This window comes from Streptomyces sp. NPDC059371, from assembly GCF_042751995.1.
In the GTDB taxonomy this organism is placed as follows: domain Bacteria; phylum Actinomycetota; class Actinomycetes; order Streptomycetales; family Streptomycetaceae; genus Streptomyces.
On sequence record NZ_JBHYXD010000020.1, the window covers coordinates 1 to 24,508 of the forward strand.

At 72.1% G+C, this 24,508-nt stretch carries 23 protein-coding genes; 6 read left to right on the forward strand and 17 right to left on the reverse strand.

Annotated elements, in window-relative coordinates:
* Window positions 1-127: 127 nt before the first annotated feature.
* On the reverse strand, window positions 128-1,156 hold the full coding sequence (locus ACFXGX_RS14230) for a LacI family DNA-binding transcriptional regulator (RefSeq protein WP_355765732.1): 1,029 nt from the start codon (window positions 1,154-1,156) through the stop codon (window positions 128-130).
* A 138-nt stretch (window positions 1,157-1,294) separates the two neighbouring features.
* On the opposite strand from ACFXGX_RS14230, the gene ACFXGX_RS14235 reads away from it, so the two are divergent.
* The 4 genes from ACFXGX_RS14235 to ACFXGX_RS14250 all read left to right on the forward strand — a co-directional run bounded on the left by ACFXGX_RS14235 (window position 1,295) and on the right by ACFXGX_RS14250 (window position 6,960).
* The gene (locus ACFXGX_RS14235; RefSeq protein WP_384789728.1) at window positions 1,295-2,602 is read left to right on the forward strand and encodes an ABC transporter substrate-binding protein; all 1,308 of its coding nucleotides are present in this window, start codon (window positions 1,295-1,297) and stop codon (window positions 2,600-2,602) included.
* Window positions 2,599-3,513, forward strand: a complete 915-nt coding sequence (locus tag ACFXGX_RS14240; protein WP_384789731.1) for a carbohydrate ABC transporter permease — start codon at window positions 2,599-2,601, stop codon at window positions 3,511-3,513. Before ACFXGX_RS14235 ends, ACFXGX_RS14240 begins: the two co-directional genes overlap by 4 nt.
* 4 nt (window positions 3,514-3,517) lie before the next feature.
* The gene (locus ACFXGX_RS14245; RefSeq protein WP_384789734.1) at window positions 3,518-4,417 is read left to right on the forward strand and encodes a carbohydrate ABC transporter permease; all 900 of its coding nucleotides are present in this window, start codon (window positions 3,518-3,520) and stop codon (window positions 4,415-4,417) included.
* 236 nt (window positions 4,418-4,653) lie between these two features.
* The gene (locus ACFXGX_RS14250) at window positions 4,654-6,960 is read left to right on the forward strand and encodes a glycoside hydrolase family 3 N-terminal domain-containing protein (protein ID WP_384789737.1); all 2,307 of its coding nucleotides are present in this window, start codon (window positions 4,654-4,656) and stop codon (window positions 6,958-6,960) included.
* A 59-nt stretch (window positions 6,961-7,019) separates the two neighbouring features.
* Here the strand turns inward: ACFXGX_RS14250 and ACFXGX_RS14255 are convergent, their stop codons facing one another.
* The 4 genes from ACFXGX_RS14255 to tsaB are packed head-to-tail and all read right to left on the reverse strand — an operon-like array spanning window position 7,020 to window position 9,514.
* The gene (locus tag ACFXGX_RS14255; protein ID WP_384789740.1) at window positions 7,020-7,271 is read right to left on the reverse strand and encodes a hypothetical protein; all 252 of its coding nucleotides are present in this window, start codon (window positions 7,269-7,271) and stop codon (window positions 7,020-7,022) included.
* Window positions 7,268-8,377, reverse strand: coding sequence for a tRNA (adenosine(37)-N6)-threonylcarbamoyltransferase complex transferase subunit TsaD (gene tsaD, locus ACFXGX_RS14260; RefSeq protein ID WP_384789743.1), 1,110 nt, complete (start codon window positions 8,375-8,377; stop codon window positions 7,268-7,270). Before tsaD ends, ACFXGX_RS14255 begins: the two co-directional genes overlap by 4 nt.
* Window positions 8,370-8,843 carry a ribosomal protein S18-alanine N-acetyltransferase gene (rimI, locus tag ACFXGX_RS14265; RefSeq protein WP_384789957.1) on the reverse strand — a complete coding sequence of 158 codons (474 nt, stop codon included), beginning with the start codon at window positions 8,841-8,843 and terminating at the stop codon, window positions 8,370-8,372. Before rimI ends, tsaD begins: the two co-directional genes overlap by 8 nt.
* A 17-nt stretch (window positions 8,844-8,860) precedes the next feature.
* Window positions 8,861-9,514: a tRNA (adenosine(37)-N6)-threonylcarbamoyltransferase complex dimerization subunit type 1 TsaB gene (gene tsaB, locus ACFXGX_RS14270; protein ID WP_384789746.1), complete on the reverse strand. Its 654-nt coding sequence runs from the start codon at window positions 9,512-9,514 to the stop codon at window positions 8,861-8,863.
* A gap of 110 nt (window positions 9,515-9,624) precedes the next feature.
* Between tsaB and ACFXGX_RS14275 the strand changes: the two genes are divergently transcribed.
* Window positions 9,625-10,182 carry a hypothetical protein gene (locus ACFXGX_RS14275; protein WP_384789749.1) on the forward strand — a complete coding sequence of 186 codons (558 nt, stop codon included), beginning with the start codon at window positions 9,625-9,627 and terminating at the stop codon, window positions 10,180-10,182.
* A gap of 200 nt (window positions 10,183-10,382) precedes the next feature.
* Here ACFXGX_RS14275 and ACFXGX_RS14280 read toward each other — a convergent pair whose 3' ends face one another.
* The 8 genes from ACFXGX_RS14280 to glmS all read right to left on the reverse strand — a co-directional run bounded on the left by ACFXGX_RS14280 (window position 10,383) and on the right by glmS (window position 19,223).
* Window positions 10,383-10,568 (reverse strand): hypothetical protein, encoded by a 186-nt coding sequence (locus ACFXGX_RS14280; protein WP_384789752.1) that lies wholly within the window; start codon window positions 10,566-10,568, stop codon window positions 10,383-10,385.
* A 299-nt stretch (window positions 10,569-10,867) separates the two neighbouring features.
* Window positions 10,868-11,401, reverse strand: coding sequence for a tRNA (adenosine(37)-N6)-threonylcarbamoyltransferase complex ATPase subunit type 1 TsaE (tsaE, locus tag ACFXGX_RS14285; protein ID WP_384789755.1), 534 nt, complete (start codon window positions 11,399-11,401; stop codon window positions 10,868-10,870).
* The gene (locus ACFXGX_RS14290) at window positions 11,367-12,602 is read right to left on the reverse strand and encodes an alpha/beta fold hydrolase (RefSeq protein WP_384789758.1); all 1,236 of its coding nucleotides are present in this window, start codon (window positions 12,600-12,602) and stop codon (window positions 11,367-11,369) included. Before ACFXGX_RS14290 ends, tsaE begins: the two co-directional genes overlap by 35 nt.
* A gap of 149 nt (window positions 12,603-12,751) precedes the next feature.
* Window positions 12,752-13,924, reverse strand: coding sequence for an alanine racemase (gene alr, locus ACFXGX_RS14295; protein ID WP_384789761.1), 1,173 nt, complete (start codon window positions 13,922-13,924; stop codon window positions 12,752-12,754).
* A gap of 193 nt (window positions 13,925-14,117) precedes the next feature.
* On the reverse strand, window positions 14,118-14,630 hold the full coding sequence (locus ACFXGX_RS14300; RefSeq protein WP_384789764.1) for a L,D-transpeptidase family protein: 513 nt from the start codon (window positions 14,628-14,630) through the stop codon (window positions 14,118-14,120).
* A 786-nt stretch (window positions 14,631-15,416) separates the two neighbouring features.
* Window positions 15,417-16,847 (reverse strand): NAD(P)H-hydrate dehydratase, encoded by a 1,431-nt coding sequence (locus ACFXGX_RS14305; protein WP_384789767.1) that lies wholly within the window; start codon window positions 16,845-16,847, stop codon window positions 15,417-15,419.
* A 121-nt stretch (window positions 16,848-16,968) separates the two neighbouring features.
* Window positions 16,969-17,340: a holo-ACP synthase gene (locus tag ACFXGX_RS14310; protein ID WP_384789770.1), complete on the reverse strand. Its 372-nt coding sequence runs from the start codon at window positions 17,338-17,340 to the stop codon at window positions 16,969-16,971.
* 35 nt (window positions 17,341-17,375) lie between these two features.
* A complete protein-coding gene (gene glmS, locus ACFXGX_RS14315; RefSeq protein ID WP_384789773.1) occupies window positions 17,376-19,223 on the reverse strand; it encodes a glutamine--fructose-6-phosphate transaminase (isomerizing) in 1,848 nt (615 codons plus the stop codon).
* Window positions 19,224-19,391: 168 nt separating this feature from the next.
* On the opposite strand from glmS, the gene coaA reads away from it, so the two are divergent.
* Window positions 19,392-20,381 carry a type I pantothenate kinase gene (gene coaA / locus ACFXGX_RS14320; protein WP_382793004.1) on the forward strand — a complete coding sequence of 330 codons (990 nt, stop codon included), beginning with the start codon at window positions 19,392-19,394 and terminating at the stop codon, window positions 20,379-20,381.
* An 83-nt stretch (window positions 20,382-20,464) separates the two neighbouring features.
* Here the strand turns inward: coaA and glmM are convergent, their stop codons facing one another.
* The 4 genes from glmM to ACFXGX_RS14340 all read right to left on the reverse strand — a co-directional run bounded on the left by glmM (window position 20,465) and on the right by ACFXGX_RS14340 (window position 24,452).
* Window positions 20,465-21,823 carry a phosphoglucosamine mutase gene (gene glmM / locus ACFXGX_RS14325; protein WP_384789777.1) on the reverse strand — a complete coding sequence of 453 codons (1,359 nt, stop codon included), beginning with the start codon at window positions 21,821-21,823 and terminating at the stop codon, window positions 20,465-20,467.
* 195 nt (window positions 21,824-22,018) lie between these two features.
* The gene (gene rpsI, locus ACFXGX_RS14330) at window positions 22,019-22,546 is read right to left on the reverse strand and encodes a 30S ribosomal protein S9 (protein WP_355773271.1); all 528 of its coding nucleotides are present in this window, start codon (window positions 22,544-22,546) and stop codon (window positions 22,019-22,021) included.
* Between the two features lie 42 nt (window positions 22,547-22,588).
* Entirely contained in the window at window positions 22,589-23,032 is a 444-nt protein-coding gene (rplM, locus tag ACFXGX_RS14335; protein ID WP_037626954.1) for a 50S ribosomal protein L13, read from the reverse strand.
* Window positions 23,033-23,255: 223 nt separating this feature from the next.
* Complete coding sequence (locus ACFXGX_RS14340) at window positions 23,256-24,452, reverse strand: glycosyltransferase family 87 protein (protein ID WP_384789781.1); 1,197 nt, start codon at window positions 24,450-24,452, stop codon at window positions 23,256-23,258.
* Window positions 24,453-24,508 lie beyond the last annotated feature (56 nt).

Below are 24,508 nucleotides of genomic sequence, written 5' to 3' on the forward strand. Positions count from 1 at the left end.
TCGATGCCCGTCGCCACCGACGCCCACCCCTCACCCAACGGCGACGGGCTGATGCACCGGCACGGCCCCGACCCACCCACCGGACCGGAACCGCGACGGCAGGCGCAGCGACCGGAGGCGCCCGGTCTCACGCCGGAGGCGCCCCCGTGCTGCTGCGGACCACCAGGCTCGTCGCCAGCTCCATCCGCGTCCCGGCCGAGGGCCTCTCCTGGCGGCTCAGGTCGAGCACCAGCTTCGCCGCCGCCTCGGCCATCTCCGTCAGCGGCTGCCGTACGGTCGTCAGCGGCGGCCCCACCCAGCGCGCCACCGGCAGATCGTCGAAGCCGACGACGCTCAGGTCCTCGGGGATGCGCAGCCCCAGTTCGCGGGCCGCCTCGTAGAGGCCGAGCGCCTGGAGGTCGTTGCCGGCGAAGACCGCCGTGGGCCGGTCGGGGCGGCGCAGCAGTTCGAGGCCGATCCGGTGGCCGGCCTCGTGGTGGAAGTCCCCGGCGACGATCAGCGAGGGGTCGACGGGCAGCCCGGCCGTCTCCAGCGCCGCACGGTAGCCGTCGACCCGCGCCCGGCTGCACATCATCCGGGACGGCCCGCTGATGGCGCCGATCCGGGTGTGGCCGAGTTCGACGAGGTGACGGGTGGCGGCGAGGCCGCCCTGCCAGTTGGTGGCGCCGATGGAGGGCACGTCGACGCCGGGGTCGCCCGCCGGGTCCATCACCACGAACGGGATGGACCTGCTGTTCAGGAGGGCGCGCTGGGAGTCGTCGAGCCCCGAGAGGACGAGCACCACGCCGTGCGGGCGGCGGGCGGCGACCTGGTCGGCCCAGGTCCGGCCGGGGGTGAGCCGCCCGGCGGACTCGGAGAGCACCACGCTGAGACCGGCGTCCCGGGCGACGTTCTCCACGCCCCGGATGACCTCCATCGCCCAGGCGCTCTCCAGTTCGTGGAAGACCAGGTCGATCAGCGGTGAGCGGGAAGCCTCGGCCCGGCGGCGCCGGTAGCCGTAGGCGTGCAGCAGCTCCTCGACGCGGGAACGGGTCGCGGGGGCGACGTCGGCGCGACCGTTGAGGACTTTCGAAACAGTCGGAGCCGACACCCCGGCCTCCCGGGCGATCTCGGCCAGCGTCGCCGTCTGTGCTTCTGCGGACTTCCCAGGCTTCATGGCGGCGATCGTATATCTGCGCGACCCCTTGACGGGCCCATCGGATCGTCTTACCTTCCCGGAACATTCGAAAAATAACTCGAAACATTCGCGACGGATCATCGGCGATCCCTCGCGCTTACCGAGAGGTGCCGTCCTATGGAGTCCTACAGCAGACGTTGGTTCCTCGGCGCGGGCACGGCCGCCCTGGCCTCCGTCGGCGGGCTCACCGCCTGCGGTTCCGACGGCGGCTCGGGCGCCGACGGGACGCTCACCGCGTTCGTCTACGGTGACGACGCGGCGAAGATCCAGGTCAAGTCCGTCAACCGGTTCAACGCGTCGGCCGCGGCGAAGAAGGCCAAGGGCAGCATCAAGCTGCAGAAGGTGCCCGCGACCGACTACCCGGCCAAGTTGCGCACGGCGATGGGCTCGCCCAACGCTCCCGACGTGTTCTTCAACTGGGGCGGCGGCTCGATCAAGGCCTACCGTGAGGCCGGCCAGCTGGTCGATCTGACCGACGTCATCGCCTCCGACGCGGTGCTCAAGAGCGGCTTCCTGCCGTCGGTGCTGGCGGCGGGCGGACTGGACGGCAAGAACTACGGCGTGCCGATGCGTGGCATGCAGCCCGTGATCCTCTTCTACAACAAGACGGTCTTCGCCGAGCACAAGCTCCAGCCGCCCACCACCTGGGACCAGTTGCTGGACATCAACACCAAGCTGAAGAAGGCGGACATCACCCCGTTCGCCCTGGGCGGCGCGGACATCTGGCCCGAGCTGATGTGGCTGGAGTACCTGGTCGACCGGATCGGCGGCCCCCAGGTCTTCGAGAAGATCAAGAACGGTGACGCCTCGGCCTGGGGCGACCCGGCCGTCCTCAAGGCCGCCCAGACGGTCAAGCAGCTGATCGACGACGGCGCCTTCGGCAAGGGCTACAGCTCGGTCGGGTACGGCAACGGCGGCGCTCCCGCGGTCTTCGCCAAGGGCAAGGCGGCGATGCACCTGATGGGTTCGTGGGAGTACTCCACGCAGCTCGGCAAGTTCCCCGACTTCGCCAAGAAGAACCTGGGCTGGTGCGCCTTTCCGCAGATCGAGGGCGGCGCCGGCGACATCCGCAACGTGGTCGGCAACCCGACCAACTACTGGTCGGTGAACGCCCACACCTCCAACAAGGACGCGGCGATCGCCTTCCTGCGGGACTCCGCCTCCCTGGCGTACACCAAGGAGCTCATCGCCAACGGTGACGTCCCGGCGACCTCGAACGCGGCGACCCTCCTGGACGCCTCGCCGAACCCGGAGTTCGCCAAGTTCCAGTACGAAATGGTGCAGAAGGCCCCGGCGTTCACGCTGAGCTGGGACCAGGCGGTCGACCCGAACGTGGCGACGCCGATGCTCACCGAAGTCAACAAGCTGTTCGTGGGCAAGTCCTCGCCGACGCAGTTCGTGTCGGCGCTCAAGGAGCTGAAGTGAGCGTCACGCAGGTCAAGGGCGGCCCGCGGATCGACGCGGGCCGCCCCCGCTCCGCCCGGCGCAACAGGGCGGGCCGCCCGAGCGCCGCACTGGCCGTTCCCGGCGTCCTGTTCTTCGCGTTCTTCGCCCTCGCCCCGATGGTCCTGGCCCTCTACCTGTCGTTCACCCGGTGGAACGGCCTGGGCGACCCGAAGTTGGTCGGCCTGGACAACTGGCGCAAGCTGCTGAGCGACGACCGGCTGGCCCAGTCGCTGACGGTCACCGTCGCGCTGACTGTGGTGAGCTGGGCGTTCCAGACGGTGATCTCGCTGCTGCTGGGCGTGTGGGCGGCGGGCAGGCAGCGCAACCGCGCGGTGCTCTCGGCGATCTTCTTCGTGCCGTTCCTGCTGTCGTCGACGGCGATCTCGCTGCTGTTCTACGCGCTCCTCGACCCGAACTTCGGCATCATCCACAAGGACACCCTCGGCACGACCAGCGGCGCGTTCCTCGCGATCGTGTTCGTCGGAGGCTGGCAGTTCATCCCCTTCCACACCCTGATCTACCAGGGCGGGGCACGGCAGATCCCCGAGGTGCTCTACCAGGCGGCGGCGATCGACGGGGCCGGACGTCTGCGGCAGTTCTTCTCGATCACGCTGCCGCAGCTCCGCAACACCGCGACGACGTCCGGTGTGCTGATGGTCGTCGGTTCGCTGACGTACTTCGAGACGGTCCTGATCCTCACCCAGGGCGGTCCGGGCACCGACACGGCGATCCTGCCGTACCTGATGTACGAGGCGGGCTTCAAGAGCTACGACTTCGGCTACGCGAGCGCCGTCGCCTCCTTCCTGGTGCTCGCGGCGACCGCGTTGTCCCTGCTGATGGTGAAGCTGTCCGGCTTCGGCGCGATGCGCAGCACCCGGGAAGGGATGTGACGCCATGTCGCACGACACACTGCCCCGCCCAGTGAAGACGGACTCCGTCCCGTCCGTCGGGCGCCCCGCGCCCCGCCGCAGGTACTGGACCCGGCGCGCCAACCCGCTCGCCGGCGCCGGCTCGCTGATCTGGCTGGCCGTCGTGATCATCCCGATCTACGCGATGTTCTCGGCCTCGCTCACCCACCAGGACGAGGCGCTGGGCCACAACGCCCTGAAGCCGCCGTCCCATCCGACCCTGGACAACTACAACACCGTCCTGCACAACGGCTTCGGCCACCTGCTGTGGAACACGGTGCTGGCTGCCGCCGGGGTCGTCCTGATCGTCCTCGTGCTGTGCGTCCCGCTGTCCTACGTGGCCGTACGGACCCGCAGTGTCTGGTCCGGGGCCGCGTTCCGGCTGTTCCTGCTGGGCGTGGCGATCCCCGCGCAGGCCGTCGTGGTGCCGCTCTACCTGATGATCGCCAAGCTGAACCTCTACGACAGCCTGCTCGCGATCGTCCTGCCGACCGCCGCGTTCGCCATGCCGGTGTCGGTGCTGATCCTCACCGGCACGCTGCGGGACATCTCGGAGGAGATGTACGAGGCGATGGCGCTGGACGGCGCGTCCACCACCCGGATGCTGTTCCAGCTCGTCATCCCGATGGCCAAGGGCGGCATCAGCACCGTCGTCATCTTCTCGGCGCTCCAGGCTTGGAACGGCTTCCTCTTCCCGCTGATCTTCACCCAGTCCGACGGGCCACGGGTGCTGACCCTCGGCCTGTTCAACTACGTGAGCGAGTTCGGGGTGAACATTCCCGCGATCCTCGCCTCCGTCGTCCTCTCCGGTGTCCCGATCTTCATCGTGTACCTGGTGGCCCGCCGCGCGCTGGTCGGCGGCCTCATGGGTGTGGGCGGCAAGTGAACGTGTACGACCAGGGGCGGCTCAGGACCTGCCGTTTGGATCAGTTCGCAGACGCGGAGTCTGGCACGCACATCTGCGGCGTTGTCGTCGGTCGCCAACGCTCCGCGTTGACTCCCTCCTCCGCCTTGCAGCTGCACGCACCAGACCCCGCTCAGCGGAGCAGAGCAGTCCCGTCGACGCTCTGCAACCTGATCCAAACGACAGGCCCGAACCCCCCCTTCCCCGACAGGAGTTCCATGACCACCGCTCCCTGGCGCGACCCCGCCCTGCCCGCCGCCACCCGCGTCGACGACCTGCTCTCCAGGATGACCCTGGAGGAGAAGACCGCCCAGCTCTACGGCGTGTGGGTGGGCGCCGCCACGGACGGCGGCGGAGTCGCCCCGCTGCAGAGCGAGATGTCCTCCTCGTACGACTGGGACGAGCTGATCACCCGCGGTCTCGGACAGCTCACCCGCTCCTTCGGCACCGCCCCCGTGGACCCGGCGCTGGGCGCGCAGGCCCTCGCCCGCGCCCAGCGCCGGATAGCCGAGGCGGGCCGCTTCGGCATCCCGGCGGTCGCCCACGAGGAGTGCCTGGCGGGCTTCACTGCCTGGCAGGCGACGGCGTACCCGGTCCCGCTGTCCTGGGGCGCCACCTTCGACCCGGCCCTGGTGGAGGAGCTGGGCCGGCGCATCGGCGACGACCTGCGCTCGGTCGGCGTCCACCAGGGCCTCGCCCCGGTCCTGGACGTGGTCCGCGACCTGCGCTGGGGCCGGGTGGAGGAGACCATCGGCGAGGACCCGTATCTGGTCGGCACTGTCGCCACCGCCTATGTGCGGGGCCTGGAGTCGGCCGGGATCGTGGCCACGCTCAAGCACTTCGCCGGGTACGCGGCCTCGGCCGGCGCCCGGAACCTGGCCCCGGTGCGGACGGGCGTGCGCGAACTCTCCGACATCACGCTGCCGCCGTTCGAGATGGCGCTGCGCGAGGGCGGCGCCCGTTCGGTGATGGCCGCCTACAACGACATGGACGGCGTCCCGGCGTCGGCCGACCCGTACCTGCTGACCGAGCTGCTGCGCGAGGAGTGGGGCTTCACCGGCACGGTGGTCTCGGACTACTTCGGTGTCGGCTTCCTCCAGACGCTGCACCGGGTGGCCGGCAGCGAGGCGGAGGCGGCGCACAAGGCGCTGGAGGCCGGCATCGATGTCGAGCTGCCCACGCTGAAGTGCTACGGCGAGCCGCTGGTGGCCGCCGTCCGCGCGGGCACCGTCCCCGAGTCGCTGATCGACCGGGCGGCCCGCCGGGTGCTGCTCCAGAAGTGCGAACTCGGCCTGCTGGACGAGGACTGGCGGCCGGAGACCGGCCGCCCGGTGGACCTGGACTCCGCGGGCAACCGGGCGCTCGCCCGCAAGCTCGCCGAGGAGTCGGTGGTCCTGCTGGACAACGCGGACGGCGTGCTGCCGCTGGCCCCGGACACCCGGATCGCGGTGGTCGGCCCGCGCGCGGACGACCCCCTGGCGATGCTCGGCTGCTACTCGTTCCCCTCGCACGTGCTCACGCACCACCCCGAGGTGCCCACCGGTGTGGACATCCCGACCGTGCTCGACGCGCTGCGCGCCGAACTGCCGGACGCCAAGGTGACGTTCGCGCAGGGCTGCGGGGTCTCGGAGCCGGACCGGTCCGGTTTCGAGGAGGCCGTGGCGCGGGCCGCCGAGGCCGACGTGTGCGTGGCGGTGCTCGGCGACCGTGCCGGGCTGTTCGGCCGGGGCACCTCGGGCGAGGGCTGCGACGTGGCCGACCTCGGCCTGCCGGGCGTGCAGGGCGAGTTGCTGGACGCCCTGGTCGCCACGGGGGTCCCGGTGGTCCTGATACTGCTCACCGGCCGCCCCTACGCGCTGGGCCGCTGGCAGGACCGTCTCGGCGGCGTCGTCCAGGCGTTCTTCCCGGGCGAGGAGGGCGGCCCCGCGGTGGCGGGCGTGCTGTCCGGCCGGGTCGGCCCGTCGGGCAGGCTGCCGGTGAGCGTGCCGCGCGACCCCGGCGGCCAGCCGTGGACGTATCTCCAGCCGCCGCTGGGCCTGAAGGGCGAGGTCAGCAACCTGGACCCGACGCCGCTGTACCCGTTCGGCCACGGCCGCTCGTACACGTCGTTCGCCTGGGAAGCGGCCGAGGTGCCCGAGGCCGAGATCGGCACCGACGGCTCGTACGACGTGTCGGTGACCGTCCGCAACACCGGTGAGCGCGCGGGCGCCGAGGTCGTCCAGCTCTATCTGCACGACCCGGTGGCCTCGGTCACCCGCCCGGACGTGCGGCTGATCGGCTACCAGCGCCTGGAACTGGCACCGGGCGAGGCCCGCCGGGTGACCTTCCGCTTCCACGCGGACCTCTCGGCGTTCACCGACCGCACCGGCACCCGGATCGTCGAACCGGGCGTCCTGGAGCTGCGGCTCGCGGCCTCCAGCGCGGACGTACGCCACACGGCCCGGCTGAACCTGACAGGTCCGGTGCGGCATCCGGGCACGGACCGGCGCCTGCGCTGCGAGGCCGAGGTCGCTCAGGTGTCCTGACCCGGGGGCCGGCCGGTACGTCCCGTTCCGGCACGGGACTCACCGGCCGGCCCGGCCCGTCAGCCCACCGACTCGAAACGCCACCTGTGCACCGTCCGGGACACCAACTCCTGGTCGGGTTCCGGCAGTTCGGGCAGCTCCGCGTCGTACGGCGCGTCCCACCAGGTGATGACGAGGACCCGGTCCTGAGGAGCCCGAAGGATCTCCCGGCGCACCGGGTCCCCGGGGATCTCCTGCCCGCGCACCCAGGCGAGCAGGTCCTCGCCCCGGCCGGCGACGGCCCGTGCCTCCCACATCAGTGCGACGGTCACGGGTAGAGGTTCTCCTTCGCGACCTCGTGCACGTGATCGTGCGTGTGCGCGTGCGCATGCCCGCGCCCCGGCACGTGCGGATCGGTCACCGGCAGCGAGGAGTCCGCCGACAGGTCCCAGTCGGAGGCGGCCCGGTTGCGGGCGACCATCTCGGCGCCCAGCGCGGCGACCATCGCGCCGTTGTCCGTGCACAGCTTGGGGCGCGGCACCCGCAGCCGGATACCGGCGGCCTCGCAGCGCTCCTGGGCGAGCACCCGCAGCCGTGAGTTCGCGGCCACGCCACCGCCGATCATGAGGTGGTCGACACCCTGGTCCTTGCACGCGCGGACGGCCTTGCGGGTGAGCACGTCCACCACGGCCTCCTGGAAGGACGCGGCCACGTCGCGCACCGGCACGTCCTCCCCGGCCGCCCGCTTGGCCTCGATCCAGCGGGCCACGGAGGTCTTGAGACCGGAGAAGGAGAAGTCGTAGGCCGGGTCGCGCGGCCCGGTGAGACCGCGCGGGAACGTGATGGCGTTCGGGTCGCCCTCCTTGGCGTACCGGTCGATGACCGGGCCGCCCGGGAAGCCGAGGTTCAGCACGCGCGCGATCTTGTCGAAGGCCTCGCCGGCCGCGTCGTCGATGGTCGCGCCCATCGGCCGTACGTCGGAGGTGATGTCGGTGGACAGCAGCAGCGACGAGTGGCCGCCGGACACCAGCAGGGCCATCGTCGGCTCCGGCAGCGCGCCGTGTTCCAGCTGGTCCACACAGATGTGGGAGGCGAGGTGGTTCACGCCGTACAGCGGCTTGCCCAGCGCGTACGCGTACGCCTTCGCGGCGGAGACCCCGACGAGCAGCGCGCCCGCGAGCCCGGGGCCCGCGGTGACCGCGATGCCGTCCAGGTCCTTGGCCGACACCCCCGCGTCCTTCAGCGCCCGCTGGATGGTCGGGACCATCGCCTCCAGGTGCGCCCGGGACGCGACCTCGGGAACGACCCCGCCGAAGCGCGCGTGCTCGTCGACGCTCGACGCGATCGCGTCCGCGAGCAGCGTGTGCCCGCGGACGATGCCGACACCGGTCTCGTCGCAGGAGGTCTCGATACCGAGGACGAGCGGTTCGTCAGCCATGGGTCTCTGTTCCTTGTACGGAGGTCGATGGGTCGTGCAGCCGCATCACCAGGGCGTCGATGTTCCCCGGCTGGTAGTAGCCGCGCCGGAAGCCGATGGGTTCGAAGCCGAAGCGCTCGTACAGCTTCTGCGCGCGGACGTTGTCGACGCGGCACTCGAGCATCACCTCGGCACAGTCGAAGTCGCTCGCGGCCCGCAGCAGTTCGGTGAGCAGCCGGCCGCCGAGGCCCGTGCCCCACTGGTCCTGCCGCACCGCGATCGTCTGCACGTCGCCCAGGTCCCCCGAGGCGGCGAGCCCGGCGTAGCCGACGACCGCGTCGCCGTCGCAGGCGATCAGGTAGCGCCGGGTCGCCTCCGCTCCCCGGGCGTGGGCCAGCTCGGACCAGAACATCCCCCGCGACCAGGCGTCGACGGGGAAGAGTTCCTTCTCCAGCTCCAGTACGGGATCGATGTCCCACCAGCGCATCTCGCGCAGCACGACGGTCACTTGGGGGTGACCACCTTGTAGTTCTTGGGCACCTGGGCGTCCGGGCGGCGCAGATACAGCGGCCTCGGCGGCTCCAGCTCCTCACCGGCGGCCAGCTTTTCGGCGGCCAGGGAGGCGAGGGCGGCGGCCGAGACGTTCTCGGGAGCGCGGGCGTCCGGGAAGGTGCCGGGGTACAGGAGGGCACCCGCGCCGACGGCGGGCAGCGCGGTGACCGCCTCGTCGATCTCGGCGGGGCGGTCCACGGCGGGCTCCGACAGCCGCGTACGGCGGTCGGCGTACCGCGCCCAGTAGACCTCCTTGCGCCGGGCGTCCGTGGCGACGACGAACGGCCCCTCCACGTCGGCGGCGTAGGCGAGCCCGTCGAGGGTGCACACACCGTGCACGGGCACGCCGAGCGCGACTCCGAAGGTGTCGGCGGTCATGAGGCCGACGCGCAGCCCCGTGTACGGGCCGGGGCCGACGCCCACGACGATGCCGGTGACGGCGTCCAGCCCGAGGCCTGCCTCGGTGAGCACCCGGTCGACGGCCGGCAGCAGCAGCTCTCCGTGCCGGCGCGCGTCCACCTGGCTCGACGAGGCGATGACGGACGTGCCGTCGTGCAGGGCGACGGTCACGGCGGGAGTGGCGGTATCCAGAGCGAGCAAGAGCACGCAAACAGCCTACGGCGCCGGAGCCCGGCGCAAGGCCGCCCAGGACTCCCGTCCCTCGGCTGCTACCGTCAACGCAAGGACGTACGAAGGTCGAGAGGTGGGCACACAAGGTGGCTAGGAGCAGCTCGGGAATCGTGGCCGGGCTCACCGTGGCGGCGCTCGCGGCAGTCGGCTTCCTCGCCTTCCAGGCACAAGCGAACGTTCCGGACACCTTGGGCGAGCCGAGCGGAAGCGTTTCCCCCAAGGCCTCAGCCCCCAAGACGCCCAAGGCGGCCAAGAAAAACCCGGCCGCCCTGCCGGCCCCGTCCGGCACCGGTGTGCGGGTCGTCTACTCCACCGGCGCCGACCGCGTCTGGCTCGTCGGCGCGGGCAACAAGGTGAAGCGCACCTTCGAAGTCACCCCGGGCACGGTCGACCCGGGCGTCGGCACGTACGCCGTCACGTCGCGCACGGGAGCGACCCCCGGGTCCGACGGGACACAGATCGAGCACGTCGTGCGGTTCACGCTGGTCGACGGCGTCGCTGTCGGCTTCAGCGCCGCGGTGAGCGGCTCCACGGAGGCCCCGGACCCCGAGAAGAAGGTCGGCGGCATCCGCGCCTCGCGCACCGACGGCGACGCGATGTGGGCGTTCGCGACGGTCGGCGAGAAGGTCGTCGTCATCAAGTAACGAGCGGCGACGGCGCCCGGCGCCGCGCGGGCGTCAGGGCACCGCGTCCGGCTCGTACGGCCGACGCCTGTGTCCGGAGCGCCGTGTCCAGCTCGTACGGCCGGTGTGCCTGTGCCCGGAGCGCCGTGTCCGGCTCGTACGGCCCGCGCAGGCGTCGGGTCAGGCGGCCACGCTTCGGCGTCGGACGCCCCCGGTGCGCGTCAGGCCGCCCTGTACGGGCTCTGCGCGTCGGGGTCGCCCAGAGGGGCTCGGGGCGGCCGGGAGACCGCCTCCGCCGCGGCGCACGCCGCCAGCAGCTCCCGCATCGACACCCCGGCCACCGCGCGCGGCGCGGCCGGCACGTCACGTTCTGAAGCCGGCACTGCAGCCGACTCTGATGCCGACATGGACGCCTCCTCGGGCTCCGGGGGCAAGCGTGGTTAGGTAGACCTAACTACGTGCTGATGTCCATGTGACCACGGCCGGGACGCCGAACGCAATATTTTGCCGACGTCCTGTCGGAATCGTTGGCCGAATGTACGAGCGAGAGCCGCCCGGCAGCGCGCGAAGGCGGTCGGGCGGCGGTCGGAGGAGAGACAGGCGCCGGGCGAAGGCGGGTCAAGGGCCGGACGAAGGCGAGTCAGGCGCCGGGCGAAGGCGGGTCAAGGGCCGGGCGGAGGCGGGTCAAGGGCCGGGCGGAGGCGGGTCAGGCGGCGAGGACCGTCAGGTCGGCGGCGGCCCAGCGCCGCCCCAGTCCCGTGACCGTCACGTGCCGGACCTCGTCGGTGGTGTCCCCGACGGCCCGGTGGATGACGACGTGCAGCCGGTCGTCGGTCAGCTCCTCGACCTTGCCCTCGCCCCACTCCACGACGATCACGGAGTCCGAGAGCGAGACGTCGAGGTCGAGGTCCTCCATCTCGTCGAGCCCGCCGCCGAGGCGGTACGCGTCCACGTGCACGAGCGGCGGCCCGCCGCCGAGGGAGGGGTGCACGCGGGCGATGACGAAGGTCGGCGAGGTGACCGCGCCGCGGACGCCGAGCCCCTCGCCGAGTCCGCGGGTCAGCGTGGTCTTGCCCGCGCCGAGTTCGCCGTTCAGCATCACGAGGTCGCCCGCGCGCAGCAGTTTGGCCAGTCTGCGGCCCAACTCCCGCATCTGCTCGGGAGAGTTGACGGTGATCTGCACGCCGACGCCGTCCTGGGCGGGCTCAGCCGGGTTGTGCGCTGCTGCTGGTGCTTCCATAGCCACCCACGGTAGCTCCTGCCGGCACGGCTCCGGCCCGCACCAGGAGGTCGGCGAGGCGGTCTATGACGACCTCGGGGTGCTCCAGCATGACGAGGTGTCCGGCGTCGGGGACGAGCACCAGCTCGGCGTCGGGCAACAGGTCGGCGATGGCCTCGCTGTGCTCGCTCGGTGTCACCAGGTCCTTGACCCCGGCGAGGACGAGGACGGGCATCTCGGCGAAACCGGCCAGCGCGGCGGCCTTGTCGTGCTCGGTGAACGCCGGGTAGAACTCGGCGACCACGTCGATCGGCGTTCCCTCGATCATCCGTTCGGCGAACCGCTCGACCGCCGGATCGACGTCCCGGCCCGCGAACGAGTACCGCTTGATGACCCCGGCGAACAGGTCGGCCGTGGCCCGCCGCCCCCGCTCCACGAGGGCCGCCTGCTGCCCGAGCGCCTTCAGCACACCGGGGAGCACCCGCCGTACGGCGGCGACGCCCGCGACGGGCAGCCCGAAGTTGACCTCGCCGAGCCGCCCCGAGGACGTACCGACCAGGGCGACGGCGACGACCCGGTCGCGGATCAGCTCGGGGAACTGCTCGGCGAGCGCCATGACGGTCATCCCGCCCATGGAGTGCCCGACGAGCACGATCGGGCCCTCGGGCACCGCCGCCTCGATGACGGCCAGCAGGTCGCGGCCGAGCTGGTCGATGGTGACCGGCTTGCGGTCCTCCAACTGGGCGACTCCCCGCCCGGACCGGCCGTGGCTGCGCTGGTCCCAGTGCACCGTGCGCACGACACCGCGCAGCGCGGCGCGCTGGAAGTGCCAGGAGTCCTGGTTGAGGCAGTAACCGTGGCTGAAGACGACGGTGACGGGGGCGGGGGACTTGCGGCCGAAGAGCCGGCGCCGGCGCGGCGCGAGCGAGGCCTCCGGCTCGACCTCGTCGACCTCGTAGTACAGCTCGGTGCCGTCGTCGGAGTAGGCCTTGCCCGGCGTGCCGCGCAGGCTGCCGTACGGGCCGGTGGAGTCGAGGGCGAGACGGGCCTTCTTGCGCATGCCGCGCCCGACCGTGAGCCGCTCGATCGCCACTCCGGCCGCGGCGCCCGCCGCGACCACGCCTATCGCGGCGCCGGCGACCCCGGCCCTGCGCCAGTTCCCGGCGGAGGCGGCGGCCGTCGAGGCCGCGCTCACGACAGCCTCCGCACTGGTCTCGCTCACGTCCCGCTCCTCTTCGCTCCGGCTCTCGGCTGTCCGCTGTCGGCTGTCGGATCTCTGGGCTGTGCGCGCGTCGGCCCGGCTCCCGCCCGCCGTGTACCGCCCGCCGTTCTCCGCTCGCCGGGCCCGCGCGCCTGTTCGACTACAGGGTGCTACCCGTCTTGTTCCTCTTTCACCTTCACGTAGACGCGCGGAACGCGGGTTCCGATGCGGGTGACGATCTCGTACGCGATCGTGCCCGCCGCGCGCGCCCAGTCCTCGGCGGTGGGCTCGCCGTCGTCGCCAGGACCGAACAGGACGGCTCGGGCGCCGGGCTCCGGCTCGTCGCCGCCGAGGTCGACGACGAACTGGTCCATCGCGACCCGGCCCGCGACCGTACGCCACTTGCCGCCGACCAGGACGGGGCCGGTGCCCGAGGCGTGCCGCGGGACGCCGTCCGCGTACCCGACGGGGACGAGACCGAGGGTGGTCTCGCCCGGGGTGACGTAGTGATGGCCGTAGCTCACGCCGTGGCCGGCCGGTACGTGCTTGACCAGCGCGAGCGACGCGCTCATCGTCATCACCGGACGCAGCCCGAAGTCGGCGGGGATGCCGAGCTCGGGGCTCGGCGAGATCCCGTAGACCGCGATCCCGGTCCGTACGAGATCGAAGTGGCTCTCGGGGAGGGTGAGGGTCGCGGGCGAGTTGGCGATGTGCCGCACCTCGGGGCGTACGCCCTGCTCCTCGGCGTACGACACCATCTCGCGGAAGAGGGTGAGCTGGGCCTGGATCGAGGGGTGGCCCGGTTCGTCGGCGCAGGCGAAGTGGGACCAGAGTCCGGTCACGGTGATCAGTCCGCGCGCCTCGGCGGCCAGGGCCCCGGCGACGAGCTCGGCCCAGTCGGCGGGCTGGCAGCCGGCGCGGCCGAGGCCGGTGTCGGCCTTGAGCTGCACACGGGCTCGCGTCCCGACGGCCTCGGCGGCGGCCACGGCCTCCCGCAGCGCCCACATCCCGCTGACCGACACGTCGATGTCGGCCTCGATGGCCTCGGCCCAGGGGCCGCCCGGGGTCCAGAGCCAGCACATGACGCGTCCCGGCAGGCCGGCGGCCCGCAGGGCGAGCGCCTCCTCCGGAGTCGCCGTGCCGAGCCAGGTGGCACCCGCCTCGCGGGCGGCGCGGGCGCACGGGACCGCGCCGTGGCCGTACGCGTCGGACTTGACCACGGCCATCACGGCGGCGGTCGGCGCGTGGGCACGCAGGGCCCGCACGTTGGCTCGCAGGGCGGCCAGATCGATCTCCGCGCGGGCGCGCAGGGGCGCCGTCCGCGGGTGTGCTGTCTCTGTCATCGCGCCCCAGTCTCTCAGAGGCGTACGGCGGCCTCCCGGCACCGGTCCCCGGGAGGGGTCCGGTGAGCGGCCCGGGTGCCCGGGGAGAACCGAGGCCGATGTCGCCGGACCCGAGGCGGACCCGGTCGGACACCCCTGTCCCCGGTGCCTCCCTCCTGGCTCTCCGGTGGCCGGCTCTCCAGCAGCCGGCTCTCTAGCGGCCGGGCCGTCGGCCCCACACGTAGACGTGGTCGCCCTTCCTGAGCACCTTCCAGAGTCGGCGGGCGTCGGCGAGCCGCAGATTCACGCAGCCCATCGAGCCGGCGACCGTACGGATGCTGCCGCGCACGGCGTGGAAGGCCTGCCCGCCGCTGAAGAACTGGGCGTACGGCATGGGGCTGTTGTACAGGGTCGACCAGTGGTTCCGGTGCCGCCAGTAGATCTTGAACCAGCCGGTGCGGGTGGGGTGCCGGACACTGCCGCTGCGCATCGGCACCGGGCCGAACAGGATCCGGCCCCGCTGCTGCACCCAGGTGCGCTTGTGGGTGAGGTCGACGCAGGCGACCCGATAAGAGCGGGCCGGGCAGCCGCGCGGAGCACGCCCGTGCGGGGCTTCGCGGGTCGACAGCGCCCGCAGGCGGGACCAGGTCGCCGGTCCGGCGGTCCCGGTGGCGGGCCAGACTCCGTGCTTCCTCTGAAAGGCACGGATGGCCCGGCAGTCCCTCACGGACTGCGCCCCGTCCACCCGCAGCTTCAACCCCCGCTCGACTTCCCGCTGATACTCCCCCCGCTCCCCACCGCACCCACCGGGCCGCCGCCCACCCGAGGCCCCCGCACCCGGCCCGTCCGAGCCGGCCCTGGACCCGCCCGGCACGGACCCGCGGGTCGCGGACGTGAGCGGCCCGGACCCATGGGACCCGAACGAGACCAGCCTGGATCCACGCGGCCCGGACCCGCCCGGCCCTGACATCAGCGGGGCGGACCCGCGCGGTCCGGACGAGACCGGCCTCTCACGGTCCCCGGGTGTGTCCCGCGGGCCGCGCCCCGCGGCGGGCGGGCCCATGGGGGCCGAGCCCCCCGGTGGCATCAGGTCGCCCGGGGTCCGGTCCGGCCAGGAGGGGCGCGGACCTCTCGCCCCGCCGGGCCACGGCTCGGCGGCCCGGCGGGAGGCGGGCAGCGGCGGAGCGGACGAGGCCTCCACCGCCCCCAAGGGCACGGCCGTCACCACCGCCAGCAGCACCGCGATCCCCCGGCAGGCACTTCGTCTGCTCATCACGCGAACAGACATACGCAATACCCGCCGCGACCTGGAGGCGCCACACGCAAAGGGTCCCCCGATCTGGGCAACGCGGAGGCCGGGGCGGGGGCCGAGACCAGGGGCGGGGCCGGAGCCGAGACAGAAGCGGCGACCGGGACCGAGGCGGAGGCCGGGGCGGACCGAGGTCAGGGGGCAGGGGGCAGGGCGTCAGGAGGTCAGGAGGTCAGGAGGTCAGGAGGTCAGGAGGTCAGGAGGTCAGTCGAGGGTGTCGCGCCAGGCTTCCGGGAGGGCGGCGGCCACGTCGTGGGCACCGGCGGGCGCGCCGTCCGCCGCGAAACGGCCGGCGAGTCCGTGCAGGTACGCGGCGACGCTGCCCGCGTCGAGCGCGGAGAGCCCCGCCGCCAGCAGCGACCCCGCGAGCCCCGACAGCACGTCCCCGCTCCCCGCGGTGGCCAGCCACGCCGTCCCGGTGGCGTTCACCCGCACCGCGCCGCCCGTGGGATCGGCGACCAGTGTCGTCGCCCCCTTGAGGAGGACCGTCGCCCCGTACAGCCCCGCCAGTTCCCGTACGGAGGCCAGCCGGGCCTCCTCCACCGCCTCCCGGGCGACCCCGAGGAGCGCGGCGGCCTCCCCGGCGTGCGGGGTCATCAGCGTCGGCGCGGTGCGGGCCCGCACAGCCCCCCGGTCGGCGAGCCGCAACCCGTCCGCGTCCACCAGCACCGGCACGTCCGCGTCCAGCACCTCCGCGACCGCCGAGGCGTCGTCCCCGGCCCCGGGACCCGTCACCCAGGCCTGCACCCGCCCCGCCTTCGCCGGCCCCGTGCCGGACACCAGCGTCTCGGGGAAGCGGGCGATCACCGCGTCCGCGGCGGGCCCGACGTACCGCACCGCCCCGGCCCCGCCGCGCAGCGCCCCGGCCACGGCGAGCACCGCGGCCCCGGGATAGCGGGCGGACCCGGCGGCGATCCCGACGACACCGCGCCGGTACTTGTCGCTCTCCGCGCCCGGAAAGGGCAGCCGGGCCGCGACATCGGCGTGCTGCAGCGCCTCCACGTCGGCCGGTTCCGGCAGGTCGAGCCCGATGTCGACGAGGCGTACGGAACCGGCGTACCCGCGCGCCGGTTCGATGAGCAGCCCCGGCTTGTGGGTGCCGAAGGTGACGGTGAGGTCGGCGCGGACGGCGGCGCCCAGCACCTCCCCGGTGTCCGCCTCCACTCCGCTCGGGAGGTCGACGGCGACGACGGCGGCCCGTGAGGCGTGCGCGAGTTCGGCGAGGCGCGCCGCGTCCGGCCGCAGGCCGCCCTTGCCGCCGATCCCGACGATGCCGTCGACGACGAGGTCGGCCCGTCGCAGGAGCGGTTCGGCGGCGGCGGGCACTGCCGAGGTGCCCCCGGCGCGCGACAGCGCCGCCAGTCCCCCGGGGTGGGTCCTCTCGGGGGCGAGGAGCACCGCGGTGACACCGGCCCCGCGCCGTGCGAGCCGCGCCCCGGCGTACAGGGCGTCGCCGCCGTTGTCCCCGCTGCCCACCAGCAGCACCACCCGGCGGCCGTACACCCGGCCCAGCAGGTCCGCGCAGGCGGCGGCGAGCCCGGCGGCCGCCCGCTGCATCAACGCCCCTTCGGGGAGCCGTTCCATCAGCTCCCGCTCGGCGGTCCTCACGGTCTCCACGCTGTACGCAGTACGCATACGGCCGAGTCTCCCGCACCGGCACACGCCGTGCGCGCCGTGCGCGCTCCCCGCACCGGGCGGGCCGCCGAGACACCGGATCGCGCGGACCCGCGGGCCCGTCCAGGGGGGCGGCCCCCGGCTAGCCCTCCGCCACCACCACCGCCGAGGCCACCCCGGCGTCGTGACTGAGCGACACGTGCCAGGAGCACACGCCCAGTTCGGCCGCGCGGGCCGCCACCGTGCCCTTCACCCGCAGCCGCGGCCGGCCGCTGTCCTCCACATAGACCTCGGCGTCCGTCCAGTACAGTCCCGCCGGTGCGCCCAGCGCCTTGGCGAGCGCCTCCTTCGCGGCGAAGCGGGCCGCGAGCGAGGCGATGCCGCGCCGTTCACCGCTGGGAAGCAGCAACTCGCTCTCCACGAAGAGACGTTCGGCCAGCCCGGGCGTCCGCTCCAGCGACGCCCGGAACCGGTCGATCTCGGCCACGTCGATACCGACCCCGATGATGCTCATGTCCGCACCCTAGAGGGATCGCACGGCGGCCGCGCTCACTCCACCGTCACGGACTTCGCCAGGTTGCGCGGCTGGTCCACCTCGTTGCCCCGGGCCGTCGCCAGTTCGCAGGCGAACACCTGGAGCGGGACCGTCGACACCAGCGGCTGGAGCAGGGTGGGGGTAGCCGGGATGCGGATGAGATGGTCGGCGTACGGGACGACCGCCTCGTCGCCCTCCTCCGCGATAACGATCGTGCGGGCGCCCCTGGCCCGGATCTCCTGGATGTTGGAGACGATCTTGTCGTGCAGGACCGAGCGGCCGCGCGGCGAGGGGGCGACGACCACGACCGGCATGTCCTCCTCGATCAGCGCGATCGGGCCGTGCTTGAGCTCGCCCGCCGCGAAGCCCTCGGCGTGCATGTACGCCAGTTCCTTGAGCTTCAGGGCGCCTTCCAGCGCGACCGGATAGCCCACGTGCCGGCCGAGGAACAGCACGGTGTTCTTGTCGGCGAGGGAGCGCGCGAGCTCCCGTACGGGCTCCATGGTCTCCAGCACCCGCTCGACCTCGCGGGAGATGCGCGACAGCTCGCGGATGACGGCCTGGATCTCGTCGCCCCACTTGGTGCCGCGCACCTGGCCCAGGTACAGCGCCACCAGATAGCAGGCCACGAGCTGGGTGAGGAACGCCTTGGTGGAGGCGACGGCGACCTCGGGGCCCGCGTGCGTGTACAGCACCGCGTCGGACTCGCGCGGGATCGTCGAGCCGTTGGTGTTGCAGATCGCCAGCACCCTGGCGCCCTGCTCGCGGGCGTGCCGCAGCGCCATCAGCGTGTCCATGGTCTCGCCGGACTGCGAGATGGCGATGACGAGCGTCTGCCGGTCCAGGATCGGATCGCGGTAGCGGAACTCGCTGGCCAGCTCCACCTCGCACGGGATGCGCGTCCAGTGCTCGATGGCGTACTTGGCGATCAGCCCGGCGTGGAAGGCGGTCCCGCAGGCGACGATGACGACCTTGTCGGCCTCGCGCAGCGCCCGCACCGGGATGCGCACCTCGTCGAGCCGCAGCGAACCGGCCGCGTCGATCCGCCCCAGCAGGGTGTCGGCGACCGCCTTGGGCTGCTCGGCGATCTCCTTGAGCATGAAGTAGTCGTAGCCGCCCTTCTCCGCCGCCGACGCGTCCCAGTCGACGTGGTACGAACGGACGTCCGCGGGACTGCCGTCGAACCCGGTGACGGTCACGCCGTCGCGGCGCAGTTCGACCACCTGGTCCTGGCCCAGCTCGATCGCCGACCGGGTGTGGGCGATGAACGCGGCGACGTCCGAGGCGAGAAAGGCCTCGCCCTCGCCGACACCGACGACCAGCGGCGAGTTCCGGCGTGCCCCGACGACCACGTCCGGCTCGTCGGCGTCCACCGCGACGAGCGTGAACGCGCCCTCCAGACGCCGGCACACCAGCCGCATCGCCTCCGCCAGGTCGGCGCACGAGGAGTACTCCTCGGCGAGCAGATGGGCGACCACCTCGGTGTCCGTCTCGGAGGCCAGGTCGTGCCCCCGCTCGGCCAGTTCGTCGCGGAGCACGGCGAAGTTCTCGATGATGCCGTTGTGGACGACGGCGACCCGGCCCGCGTTGTCGAGATGCGGATGGGCGTTGGTGTCCGTGGGGCCGCCGTGGGTGGCCCAGCGGGTGTGCCCGATTCCCGTCGTGCCGGACGGCAGCGGTCTGCTGCCCAGCTCCTTCTCCAGGTTGACCAGTTTCCCGGCCTTCTTCGCGACGGCGAGTCCCCCGTCCGCGAGGACGGCGACTCCCGCCGAGTCGTATCCCCGGTACTCGAGCCTCTTCAGTCCGGCCATCACCACGTCGAGCGCCGGCTGCGACCCCACATATCCCACGATTCCGCACATGGCGGCAGCGTACGGTCCCCCGCCCGTCGAAATCAGGCTCACCGTGCCCGATATCGGAAATTCCGGCTGCCTTTCGAGGGCCGTCCGCGGGCTCTTCGACCCGCCGTCTGTCACCCGGCGTGACGGACCCCACCCTCCATCCTGTCCATACTCCCGTAACAATGGACTGTGATCTCTCCGGTCTCCTCGTTGCCGCGGAGCGCCCACCGGTCCAAGCCGGAGGCGACTCCCTACGTCGACCTCACCCGTGCCGAGTGGAGCGCGCTGCGCGAAAAGACGCCGCTCCCGCTGAACGCCGAGGAGGTCGAGAAGCTGCGCGGTCTGGGCGATGTCATCGACCTCGACGAGGTGCGGGACATCTATCTGCCGCTGTCCCGGCTGCTGAACCTGTACGTCGGTGCCACGGACGGACTCAGAGGCGCGCTGAACACCTTCCTCGGCGAGAAGGGTTCGCAGTCCGGCACCCCGTTCGTCATAGGCGTCGCCGGTTCCGTGGCCGTCGGCAAGTCCACCGTGGCCCGACTGCTCCAGGCGCTGCTCTCCCGCTGGCCCGAGCACCCCCGCGTCGAGCTGGTCACCACGGACGGCTTCCTGCTCCCGACCAAGGACCTCGAAGCGCGCGGGCTGATGTCGCGCAAGGGTTTCCCCGAGTCGTACGACCGCCGGGCCCTGACCCGGTTCGTCGCGGACATCAAGGCGGGCAAGGACGAGGTGACGGCGCCCGTCTACTCGCACCTGATCTACGACATCGTCCCCGGCGAGCGGCTCACCGTCCGCCGCCCCGACATCCTCATCGTCGAGGGCCTGAACGTGCTGCAGCCGGCGCTGCCCGGCAAGGACGGCCGCACACGGGTCGGCCTCGCCGACTACTTCGACTTCAGCGTGTACGTCGACGCCCGCCCCGAGGACATCGAGCGCTGGTACCTGAACCGCTTCCGCAAGCTGCGCGCGACGGCCTTCCAGAAGCCCGACTCGTACTTCCGCAAGTACACCCAGGTCTCCGAGGAGGAGGCCCTCGACTACGCCCGGACGACCTGGCGCACCATCAACAAGCCGAACCTGCTGGAGAACGTGGCCCCCACCCGCGGCCGGGCGACCCTCGTCGTCCGCAAGGGCCCTGACCACAAGGTCCAGCGCCTGAGCCTGCGCAAGCTGTAGGCCCCGTACAGCCGTGCGGCCCGGCACCCGGAAGGTGCCGGGCCGCACGGCTCGGGCGGTACCCGCTCAACTGCTCGGGCGGTCTAGCCGAGCGCCGACTTCACGGCGTCGGCGAGGCGGGCGGCCACCGAACGGGCGTGGTCGATGTCGGCGGCCTCGACCATGACGCGGACGAGCGGCTCGGTGCCGGAGGGGCGCAGCAGCACCCGTCCGGTGGCGCCGAGTTCCTGCTCGGCGTCGGCCACCGCGGCGGCGAGCTCGGCGGAGGTGTTCACCCGCGTCCGGTCGACGTCCGGCACATTGATGAGGACCTGCGGCAGCCGCTCCATGACCGAGGCGAGGTCCTTGAGCGTCCGGCCGGTCTCGGCGACCCGGGCGGCGAGGAACAGACCGGTGAGCGTGCCGTCGCCGGTGGTGGCGTGGTCGAGGACGATGACGTGCCCGGACTGCTCGCCGCCGAGCGCGTAGCCGTGCTGCTTCATCTCCTCCAGGACGTAGCGGTCGCCGACCCCCGTCTGGACCAGGGCGACGCCCTCGCGCTCCATGGCGAGCTTGAAGCCCAGGTTGGACATGACCGTCGCGACAACGGTGTCGGAGCGCAGTGCGGAACGCTCCCGCATCGCCAGCGCGAGAACGGCCAGGATCTGGTCGCCGTCGATCTCCTCGCCCGTGTGGTCCACGGCGAGACAGCGGTCGGCGTCACCGTCGTGCGCGATGCCGAGGTCGGCACCGTGCTCGACGACGGCGGCCTTGAGGAGGCCCAGGTGGGTGGAGCCGCAGCCGTCGTTGATGTTGAGACCGTCGGGCGTCGCGCCGATCGTGACGATCTCGGCACCGGCCCGCGCGAAGGCCTCGGGGGAAACCCGGGCGGCCGCGCCGTGCGCCTCGTCGAGGACGACCTTCAGACCGTCGAGGCGGTTCGGGAGAACACCGATGAGGTGGGCGACGTACTGGTCGAAGCCCTGGCTGTAGGAGTTCACCCGGCCGACGCCGGCGCCGGTCGGGCGGTCCCAGGGAGCGCCGGTGCGGTGCTCCTCGTAGACGCCCTCGATGCGGTTCTCCAGCTCGTCGGCGAGCTTGTGCCCGCCGCGGGCGAAGAACTTGATGCCGTTGTCGGGCATGGCGTTGTGGCTGGCGGAGAGCATCACGCCGAGGTCGGCGCCCAGTACCCCGGTGAGATACGCCACCGCGGGGGTGGGCAGCACACCGACGCGCAGGACGTCCACACCGGCGCTGGCGAGGCCGGCGACCACGGCGGCCTCCAGGAACTCCCCGGACGCGCGCGGATCCCGTCCGACCACCGCCACGGGCCGGTGGCCTTGGAACGTGCCCGCCTCGGCGAGTACGTGCGCCGCCGCAACGGACAGCCCGAGCGCGAGCTCGGCCGTCAGATCCGCGTTGGCGACACCACGCACGCCGTCCGTGCCGAAGAGTCGTCCCACTTGTCCTCCTGAGAAAGCTGCAGAGTACGGAAGTCCCCCGCAGGATACGGAGTCATCCGATCACATGAGCCTTTGAGCACCTTGTGCCGTTATACGCCCAACCACTGTGATAAACGAACGCCCCGGCAGCACGGTGACGTGCCGCCGGGGCGTTCGGAGCTACGCGTATCTACGCGCAGAAGCAAGCAGCGAAGATTAACGCTTGCTGTACTGCGGGGCCTTGCGGGCCTTCTTGAGACCGGCCTTCTTGCGCTCGACCGCACGGTCGTCGCGCTTGAGGAAGCCGGCCTTCTTGAGGGCGCCGCGGTTGTTGTCCACGTCGGCCTCGTTCAGCGCACGGGCCACGCCGAGGCGCAGGGCACCGGCCTGACCCGAGACACCGCCACCCGCGATGCGGGCGATGACGTCGTAGCGGTTGTCGAGCTCGAGCACCTTGAAGGGCTCGTTGACTTCCTGCTGGTGCACCTTGTTGGGGAAGTAGTCCTCAAGGGTGCGGCCGTTGATCTTCCACTTGCCGGTGCCCGGGACGATCCGGACGCGGGCGATGGCGTTCTTGCGACGGCCCAGGCCGGCGGCCGGCTGCGGGTCGCCGAAGCGGCCCGCGAGCGATTCCGAGGTGTACTCGCCCTCGACGGGGACCTCGGACTCGCTGGTGTAGCTCTCGATGTCGACAAGCTCGGTCTCAGTCTCTTCGACCGGCTGCTCAACGGTGGTCTCGGCCACGATTCTCCTCAGATTCTTTTTCGTCTTAGGGGGTGGCCGGAACTACTGCGCGACCTGGGTGATCTCGAACGGGACCGGCTGCTGAGCAGCGTGCGGGTGGTTCTCGCCCGCGTAGACCTTCAGCTTCGAGAGCACCTGACGGCCCAGGGTGTTCTTGGGGACCATGCCCCGGATGGCCTTCTCGACGGCCTTCTCGGGGTTCTTCGCCAGCAGCTCGTCGTAACGGACGGAGCGCAGACCACCCGGGTAACCGGAGTGGCGGTACGCCAGCTTCTGGGTCTTCTTGTTGCCGGAGAGGTGCACCTTGTCCGCGTTGATGATGATGACGAAGTCACCAGCGTCGACGTGGGGGGCGTAGATCGGCTTGTGCTTGCCCCGCAGAATGTTCGCGGCAGTGGTCGCCAGACGACCCAGGACGACATCCTGGGCGTCGATGACGTACCACTGGCGAGTGATGTCGCCGGGCTTGGGGCTGTACGTACGCACGGTCGTAGCCTTCGCTTCTTCAGTGAGTGGGTCCTGACATGGCCACCACGGACGATCACGACAGCCCTGACCGCACTGCGGTGACGCATACCGCGTGCTGGTCGCTGGTCATCGGCCCCGGTGGACCGGTGTAAGGGCCCCTCACGTGAGAATGAGCAAGCCAATACACATAACGAACTGCAAGCTTACCCGCGGTGGCCCGGAAGGGTCAAAACGCGAGTGCTCACACCCTCGTGGCCCGTCGTACCCGTCGCTGGGCGACGAAGTGATCAGGGCCGGCGAGCGGCAGGTGACGGCGGCGCCGGAGCGCCACCGATGCAGTCATCACACACAGGGTAAAGCAGTCCCGGAAGGAACGCCGGGTCACCGCTTCCAGCCAGGGCCAGTCCGCGCCGGGCATCTGCGGCACCAGCGCGAGCCAGAACCAGGGCCCACGGGCCGCCGCGCCGGGGTACGGCAGCCCCGCGAGCAGCAGCGGCACCACGACGAGCAGATAGTGGTCGTAGGACGGCCGGGACACCAGGAACGCCGAAAGCATCAGCAGCACCGCGGTCTCGGTGAGCCGCAGCGGCCCGGGGACATCGCGTGACCAGCGGCGGTACGCGGCCAGGACGCCTGCGCCCGCCGCCACGCAGGCGAGCGCGGCCGCCACCGGGGAGGGCACCCCAAGACGCGGCAGCACGGCCACCGGAGAGGCCTCGTAGAGGCGGACGAAGTCGTCGTGGCCGCTCAGCAGGAACGGCAGGGTCCGTGTGACGAACGCCGCAGGATCGGGCATCAGCAGCGCCGCCCCGCCGGACGCCAGGGCGGGCACCAGAACCACCGCGGCCAGCCCCCTCCAGCGGCGTGAGAAGAGGAACAGGAGCGCCACGGGCGCGAGGAGCGGTTTGAGGGCGAGGGCCGCGCCGATGACCACTCCGGCCCACCCCCACCGCTCCCGCGCCGCCAGCAGCAGGGCGAGCGGCAGCGCAGCCGCGGCGATCACGGTCCAGTTGCCGAGCGCGACCAGGTGCCCGAAGGGCGCGAAACCCAGTGCGAGCCCGGCCGGCCCGAGCACCCCGAGGCGGCTGTGCCAGGGAACGCCGTGGACGCGCAGCGCGCACGCCCAGCCCGTCAGCAGCAGAGCGGTCACCGTCAGGGGCACCAGCAGCCGCAGCGCGGCCACCGGGAGCAGCGTCTGCGGCACCGCCGCGAGCACCGCGCTCGGGAGATAGAGAAAGTGCCGGTCGGTGTACGGCGAACCGCCGTCCCGCCAGGTCCGCGCCGCCCGGACGACGATCGCGTTGTCCATCCCGCCGTCGGAGGTGTGGAGCGCGACGGCCACGGCATGCGCGCACAGCACCGCGCCCGAGGCCGCCCACGCGTGCCAGGAGGCCCTACGCACCAACCACCCGGAGATGTCACTTTTGCCCTTGCGCATTCAGATCACGCTAGGGGCTCAAGTGCCCGGTGGAGCTGACCGGCACCCCCCAACCC

What these genes read in the sequence shown, in the direction of transcription:
- alr (WP_384789761.1), bottom strand. Translation starts at nt 13,924, where the DNA reads ATGACAGAGACAGCACACCCGCGGACGGCGCCCCTGCGCGCCCGCGCG.
- ACFXGX_RS14250 (WP_384789737.1), top strand. Translation starts at nt 4,654, where the DNA reads ATGACCACCGCTCCCTGGCGCGACCCCGCCCTGCCCGCCGCCACCCGC.
- ACFXGX_RS14305 (WP_384789767.1), bottom strand. Translation starts at nt 16,847, where the DNA reads ATGCGTACTGCGTACAGCGTGGAGACCGTGAGGACCGCCGAGCGGGAG.
- ACFXGX_RS14340 (WP_384789781.1), bottom strand. Translation starts at nt 24,452, where the DNA reads ATGCGCAAGGGCAAAAGTGACATCTCCGGGTGGTTGGTGCGTAGGGCC.
- glmS (WP_384789773.1), bottom strand. Translation starts at nt 19,223, where the DNA reads ATGTGCGGAATCGTGGGATATGTGGGGTCGCAGCCGGCGCTCGACGTG.
- tsaE (WP_384789755.1), bottom strand. Translation starts at nt 11,401, where the DNA reads ATGGAAGCACCAGCAGCAGCGCACAACCCGGCTGAGCCCGCCCAGGAC.
- ACFXGX_RS14235 (WP_384789728.1), top strand. Translation starts at nt 1,295, where the DNA reads ATGGAGTCCTACAGCAGACGTTGGTTCCTCGGCGCGGGCACGGCCGCC.
- ACFXGX_RS14245 (WP_384789734.1), top strand. Translation starts at nt 3,518, where the DNA reads ATGTCGCACGACACACTGCCCCGCCCAGTGAAGACGGACTCCGTCCCG.
- ACFXGX_RS14230 (WP_355765732.1), bottom strand. Translation starts at nt 1,156, where the DNA reads ATGAAGCCTGGGAAGTCCGCAGAAGCACAGACGGCGACGCTGGCCGAG.
- rimI (WP_384789957.1), bottom strand. Translation starts at nt 8,843, where the DNA reads ATGCGCTGGTGGGACATCGATCCCGTACTGGAGCTGGAGAAGGAACTC.
- ACFXGX_RS14280 (WP_384789752.1), bottom strand. Translation starts at nt 10,568, where the DNA reads ATGTCGGCATCAGAGTCGGCTGCAGTGCCGGCTTCAGAACGTGACGTG.
- ACFXGX_RS14310 (WP_384789770.1), bottom strand. Translation starts at nt 17,340, where the DNA reads ATGAGCATCATCGGGGTCGGTATCGACGTGGCCGAGATCGACCGGTTC.
- tsaD (WP_384789743.1), bottom strand. Translation starts at nt 8,377, where the DNA reads ATGGCTGACGAACCGCTCGTCCTCGGTATCGAGACCTCCTGCGACGAG.